This is a genomic window from Methylobacterium sp. J-090, assembly GCF_022829345.1.
Classification (GTDB): domain Bacteria; phylum Pseudomonadota; class Alphaproteobacteria; order Rhizobiales; family Beijerinckiaceae; genus Methylobacterium.
In genome coordinates this window covers 1-6523 of record NZ_JAKSXV010000107.1, presented here as the reverse complement: position 1 = coordinate 6523, position 6523 = coordinate 1, and the positions used below count along the sequence as shown (strand labels likewise).

The 6523-nt window shown below is 67.6% G+C and carries 4 protein-coding genes; all 4 read left to right on the top strand.

From position 1 onward, the window contains the following. Positions 1 to 248 (top strand): hypothetical protein (locus tag MKK49_RS23150; protein ID WP_244032337.1); only part of this gene is annotated, 248 nt, incomplete at its 5' end. A gap of 609 nt (positions 249 to 857) precedes the next feature. Then, positions 858 to 2600: a type I secretion system permease/ATPase gene (locus MKK49_RS23145; RefSeq protein WP_313899201.1), complete on the top strand. Its 1743-nt coding sequence runs from the start codon at positions 858 to 860 to the stop codon at positions 2598 to 2600. A gap of 10 nt (positions 2601 to 2610) precedes the next feature. Further along, positions 2611 to 3969, top strand: a complete 1359-nt coding sequence (locus tag MKK49_RS23140) for an HlyD family type I secretion periplasmic adaptor subunit (protein ID WP_244032333.1) — start codon at positions 2611 to 2613, stop codon at positions 3967 to 3969. Continuing rightward, the coding region (locus MKK49_RS23135; RefSeq protein ID WP_244032332.1) for a hypothetical protein at positions 3959 to 6523 on the top strand (2565 nt) is incomplete at its 3' end. The genes MKK49_RS23140 and MKK49_RS23135, both read left to right, overlap by 11 nt.

The window sequence follows — 6523 nt, the reverse complement described above, 5'->3', positions numbered from 1 at the left end:
GTCGCGGGCGGCTTCGAAGACGTGCGCGAGGTCTTCGTCGGGCGCTGCATCCGCAGCACCAACTCGATCAGTTCCTTGCGGCTCAGCCGCTCAAGATCGCTTCGGCCCATCCTACAAAGGAATCAGCGAAACCCAACCCGCACAAGGGGGTGGGTAATTACATGGCGATCACTCCTACCCATGAGAACCAAATCCCCCAAACTATCGATATTCGCCACTTTGTTCGAGGAAGAATGACCTCCATTTGAATTAATTCACAATTCAATTTCCGCTCTAAAAAACTTAACATCATTACCCTGTTATTTATTTGTTGATTTTTTAAGAAACAATAATTGTAATGTGTATTTATAAGATTTAAGTCATCAGAATTTGGAATCATACGCCATCAAGAACATCGTCATTGATTTCTGATGCGCGGAATTATTTACTTGAGTTCAAATCGGCATAGGTACGATTCGTACTGAGGCAGCATGCAAGTTTCCAAATTTAGAACAGCTCATCTGCAGCGTGGATCTTATACAAACTACCGAAATACTCATTTACATTCTACTTAAGATTAATCGTATCATTTGTTTACGTGAATTTTGGACTCGTCAAATCGTTGTTATTGACCAAAAAAGCTTAGCTGTTTTTATTTTAGGTTGACAGGACGGATCGAATATTTCAGTTTCGGGGAAATTAGAGTATTTAAAATCGACGTCTCATTAATCGGTAGACGTTTTTAGTCACGATGCGGTGCGCCTCGAATCTCTAGATTGTGCACCGCGGCAACGACGCCATGCACACGGTCCCCGTTCAGCGATGTGTCGCTCCCGTCGGTGGAAAGTCTGTGACTGATTGGCAAAGGAGAAGCGCGCATGTTCATGCGAGCGGCTGGCGGAGCGCCGAATCAGGAAATCAGGTCTGCGCTCCAGTCGCTCTGGCCTCATTTCGGCGTAGCCGCTCTATTCAGCAGCGTCATCAATCTACTTTATCTGAGCTCGCCGCTGTATCTCATGCAGGTCTACAACCGGGTTCTGGTGAGCGAGAACGTCCCGACCCTGGTACTTCTCACGCTGATCCTGGCGGCCGCGTTGCTGACGATGTCGGCGCTCGATGCGATGCGGTCCCAGGTGCTGATCCGATGCGGGATCCGGCTCGACGGATACCTGGCCGGCCGCGTTTTCGAGGCTTTGGTCACACGCTCGGCCAAGCAGGGATTCTCCAAGAGCGCGCAGCAGCTTCGCCAATTCGACGATTTCCGCACCTTCGTGACGGGACCGGGGATCTACTTCGCCTTCGATCTCCCCTGGATTCCGATCTATCTGCTGCTGCTGTTCTTCATCCACCCCATCCTCGGGATCGTGGCCACGATCGGCGCCATGACCCTGTTCGGACTCGCCATCCTCAACGAGGTGATGACGCGCACCGCCCTCAAGGCCGCAGAGGAGGCCGGACAGCAATCCTACACCTTCACCGAGAACATCCTGCGCCATGCCGACGTTGTCGCGGCCATGGGCATGCAGCCGGCGGTGGAGCGGCATTGGCAGACGAACCGGCGCGCGATGGTGGCGCAGCAGGCTTCGGCCAGCGACCGAAACGCCTACATGACGTCGAGCATCCGCTTCGCGCGCCTGCTGCTGCAGTCGCTGATGCTCGGCACCGGGGCTTGGCTCGCCATCGACCACGCCATCATGCCGGCGACGATCTTTGCCGCGAGCATCGTGATGGGCCGCGCCCTCGTTCCCGTCGAGCAGGCGGTGGCGACCTGGAAGCAGCTCAGCAGCGCACGCGAAGGCTACCGGCAGGTGTCCAGCCTTCTGCAGGAGGTTCCGGCCTCCGTCCGCCGCACCATCGTGCCGAAGAACGCGAACACGCTGGCGGCCGAAGAGCTCACCTACGCGGTTTCGGGCAAGACGCGTCCAATTCTGCGGGACGTCGCGTTCGAGATCCCGACGGGACAGGCCGTCGGCATCGTCGGTCCGAGCGGTTCCGGTAAGAGCACCTTGGCGCGGCTCATCGTCGGCGCCATCCCGCCGAGCGCCGGGAAGCTCCAGTTCGGCGGCATCGCCTACGAGCACTGGGACCCGCTCATCTTCGGGCGCGAGGTGGGCTACCTGCCGCAGGATGTCGGGCTGTTCGCCGGAACCGTCCGCGAAAACATCGCCCGCTTCGGCGAGGCTTCGGTGGAGGAGATCATCGAGGCGGCCGAGCTCGCCGGCATCCACGGAATGATCCTCGATCTGCCCGAGCAGTACGACACGCCGCTCGGGGCCGGCGGCATCGGCCTTTCCGGAGGTCAGCGGCAGCGGCTAGGCCTCGCCCGCGCCCTCCTCGGGCGTCCCGCGCTCCTCGTCCTCGACGAGCCGAACGCGAACCTCGACACCACGGGCGAGAACGCGCTCAGGGACGTCCTCCTGTCCCTGAAGGCGAAGGGGACGACGATCATCGTCATCACTCATCGCACGACGATCCTCGACGTCGTCGACGCCCTGATGCTCGTGCGCGGCGGCCGAATCGAATGCTTCGGGCCGCCTGACGAAGTGGATTCACACCTGCGCCGGACCCGCGAGAGCGCCCCTCCGCCCGCCGCGCGGGAACCTGCCCCTTCGGCCGCCTGAGGAGGAACGCATGTCGGAGGCGATCTCGTCCCCCCGGTCCCTGCAGCAGGATCTCGAGCCGCCGAACGGGCGGCGTGCGCCCCTCGTGCGCGCCAACCCGCTCCGGCCCGCCCTCGCCGGCTTCGGCGTGATCGTGCTCTTCGTGGCGGCGGTCGTCCTGTGGGGCCTGTTCGCGCCGGTCTCGGGGGCGGCAACGGCCGAAGGCGTGCTGCAGGTCGAGGGGCGCCGGCAATCGGTGCAGCATCCGTATGGCGGCGTGGTGAAGGACCTTCTCGTGCGGGAAGGGGATCAGGTCGGCAAGGGACAGATCCTGCTCACCCTGTCGGATACCGAGCCCCGTTCGCGCCTCGACGTGCTGCTTGCGGAGGGCGGCGCCCTCCTGGCCGAGGAAGCGCGCCTGATGGCGGAGCGTGAGGGGCGCCCGGAGCCCGCGTTCGGCACGGCCCTTACTGATCGCCAGGGTGAGGCGGGCATCGCCCAGGCCATGGCCAACGAACGGGCCGTGATGCGGGCGCGCACACGGCAATTCGAATCCGAGACCGGTTTGCTGCGCCAGCGGATCGGACAGCTCCAGGAACAGAAGCGCGGCTCCCAGGCCCAGCTCGACGGCCTGAAGCGGCAGGGCGACCTGATCGAGGAGGAGGCCAAGGGCGCGCGCTACCTCCTGGCCTCCGGGTTGACGCCGAAGACCCGGGTTCTGTCCTTGGAGCGGGAGGCGGCCAGACTCCTGGGAGACCAGGGTGCCCGCCTCTCGGACATCGCCTCGACGGACGAGGCCATCGGCGCCGCCAAGCTGGAGATCGCCAAACTCGAGCGGGCGCGGACGACGGAGGTCACCAACGCCCTTCGCACGGCCCAGTCCCGCCTCGCCGAACTGGCGCCGAAGATCGACGCCGCCCGGGACGTGCTGACGCGGACACGGATCACCGCGCCGGCCACGGGTGCGGTCGTCGGCCTATCGATCTTCACCCAGGGCGGCGTCATCCAGCAGGGGGCCCGGCTGCTCGACATCGTTCCCAGGAGCAATCCCCTGATGGTCGAAGCCAAGCTGCGCCTCGCCGACATCCACGAAGTCGTGCCGGGCCGCCACGCGGACATCCGTCTCACGAACTTCGTGCGCAACGAACGGCCGGTGATCAACGGCGAGGTGGTGACCGTCTCCGCCGACCGGCTGACGGACGAACGCTCGGGCCAGGGCTATTACTCGGTCCTCGTACGCATGAATCCCGACGACCTCGAACGGTCGAAAGTCGAGCTTCAGGCCGGCATGCCGGCGCAGGTCGTGGTCACGACACGGCCGCGTACCCTGGTCGACTACCTCATCGCACCCCTCCTCGATCAGATTTCAGGAGCGTTCCATGAGAAATGACGCGCCGCTTCGCAGCAACGGCCCTCTCCCCAAGGAGGGCGCCCCCCCGGTCTGGAACACCGCCGTCGCGGCATCGCTGGGCGGCGGCGCCCTCAAGCCGGGCGCGACGCTCGGCCCGGCGATCGCTGCGCGGACCGGGTCGTCGAGTGCCGCCCGCGATCGCGCGACGCTCTCGGAGCGCTCGAGCGCCGAGGCGATCGGGTTCGGAACGATGGCGAGCAGCCTGGTGCTCGGCGCGCTCTACCCCACCTCGGTGAAGGCGCTGGAACTGGAGCGCGCGGCCTACAAGGCCGCGGAGATGCGGGCCGGTCCGGAGCACGAGAAGGCGGTCCACACCGCGCCGTCGCGCGCCGATCAGGCGCCCGGCCCCGGCCAGGGCGCCCCGCACTCCTCGGGGCAGCACGGGGATGCCGGGGCGACCGAGGCGGCGATGCACAAGTCGGACGTGGCCGCGATCGCCGCCGCAGCCGGACCGCAGACCGGAGCGTCCGAGGCCCCCGCCTCCCCAGTCCTGCAGCGAGACGCCGGCGTGAGTCACGCCAGCGAGGGGACGGCCCCATCGCCCGCCAGTAGGCCCTCGGCCGAGGCTGCGCCGGGCGCTGGAGCCGCTCATGAAGCCGGCCCGGCGACGCATGACGCCGGTCAGGCCGCGCAGGCTTCGGCTCCGCCCGCTCCCGGCGTCGTACCCGTGGAGCCCGCGGTTGCCGGCAGCCACCTGTCGCCGTCCCTCCTCGCCTCGTCCCTGCCCACCTTCGCGGTCCTCGGACCCGTCATCGGGTCCCAGGCGGCCCAATCCGTCGCGCGGGTGGAGCCGACCAGCGCGGCCGACACCGTGCGCGGCCTCATCGAGAATGCCGCGTCGGCACTGGCGACACCCGGCGGGCTGCCTCCGGCCGTCGGCCTGCCCACCCTCCCGGTGCTCGCAAGCCAGATCGGACATCTGGTCGACGGGGCCACCGGGAGCCGCGGGGTCGAACCCGGACCGTCCGGCCCGGCACCTTCGGCCCTCTCGGCCGGCACCGGTGAGGGCGTGGACGCGTTCGCCGGACCGGCCCCGGTCGCAACCAACGCGGTCACGGGTCTCGCGGGTCTGCCGGACGCCATCGTGCAAGGTCTCGCCACCGTACCGGACAAGGCGGGTGACGGGCTCCACGCGCTGGGGCGGCTGCCGGCTGCGATCACCGAGACGAAAGGGGACGCTGCAGCCCATCTCGAGCCCACCGTCAAGGCGGCGGCAGGATCGGCAGCAGCGCATGTCGGGCACACCGCCACGGAGACGGCAGGAGCGGCGGCGGCGCATGTCGGACACACTGTCACCGACACGGCAGGAGCGGCGGCAGCGCATGTCGGACACACCGTCACCGAGACGGCAGGAGCGGCGGCGGCGCATGTCGGGGACATCGTCGCTGAGGTCGGCGGACAGGTCCTCGGCGGCGGCGGTGCTGCGGCGACAGCCTCGGTGAGTTCCCCCCTGACGGAGGCTTCGCCGACGGCCCTCGTCGGAAGCACCGTCGCGGAGGTCGGCGCGCAGCTTCCCGATGCCGGAGCACCCGTGGCGACGGTGACGGGGTCCCTCGCGGACGTGGTGGGATCGACCGTTCCCCCCCTCGGAGCCGAGGGCTCCGGCACGAGTCCCCCTGTCCTTTCCACCGTCACCGGTTCCGTCGAGACCCTGACGGGTCCCCTTGCCGCAGCCATCGACGCTCCCGTCGTGGGGCCGGCGAGCCCGACCATACCCGGGGCCGCGGGCACGGAGCCCGCCGGTGGCGCGCTGTCCGTCGGCCCCTCGGTCGGCTCGTCGGGCACGGCCGTCGAAGCGGTGACCGACGCCCTCGCCCCGGTCGCGAGCCCGCTCCTCCCCGCTGCGAATGAGGCGATCGGCGCGGTTCAGGGCCCGCTCGGCGCCCTCACCGACGCGGGGGGCCTGACCGATTTGGGGGCCGTCACCAATCCGGGGGGCCTTGGCAACGCGGCGGCCGCGCCGGCTTCGGCCACGGGTGCGGTCTCCGAGACGGCCGAGCCGATCGTCGGTGGCAGTGCGACCCCGGACATCGCAGCGGTCCTTCCCATCCTTCCCGGGACGGCATCCGCTCCAGATGCGACCCCGCCGTCCGGGCCGAGCGGCGGCCTCGGACAGGTGGTCGAGGGGCTGGCGGGACAGGGCGTCCTCACGGCACCGGGAGGCGTTGCCGAAGCGTTGGGTGTGACCGGCCCGGCGCCCGTCCGCACCGATCCGGCGACGTCCACCACGCCTGCGTCCACGGACGCACCGCTTCACACGGCCGGCGCGGCGCTCGGCGATGCCGTCTCCCCGGTGACGCAGACCGTGGGCGGCCCGGTGACTGCGCCCTCCGATGCGGTGCCCGACAAGGTCGGCGCGGCGCTCGGCGATGCCGTTTCCCCGGTGACCAAGGTCGTAGATGGCCCGGCGACCGCGCCCACGGGCGTGGTGTCCGACAAGGGTGGTGCGGCGCTCGGCGATGCCGTCTCCCCGGTGACCAAGGTCGTGGACGGCCCGGCGACCGCGACTGCGCCCTCCGATGCGGTGCCCGAC

Coding starts and splice junctions, on each gene's coding strand:
- MKK49_RS23140 (WP_244032333.1), top strand. CDS start 2,611: ATGTCGGAGGCGATCTCGTCCCCCCGGTCCCTGCAGCAGGATCTCGAG.
- MKK49_RS23145 (WP_313899201.1), top strand. CDS start 858: ATGTTCATGCGAGCGGCTGGCGGAGCGCCGAATCAGGAAATCAGGTCT.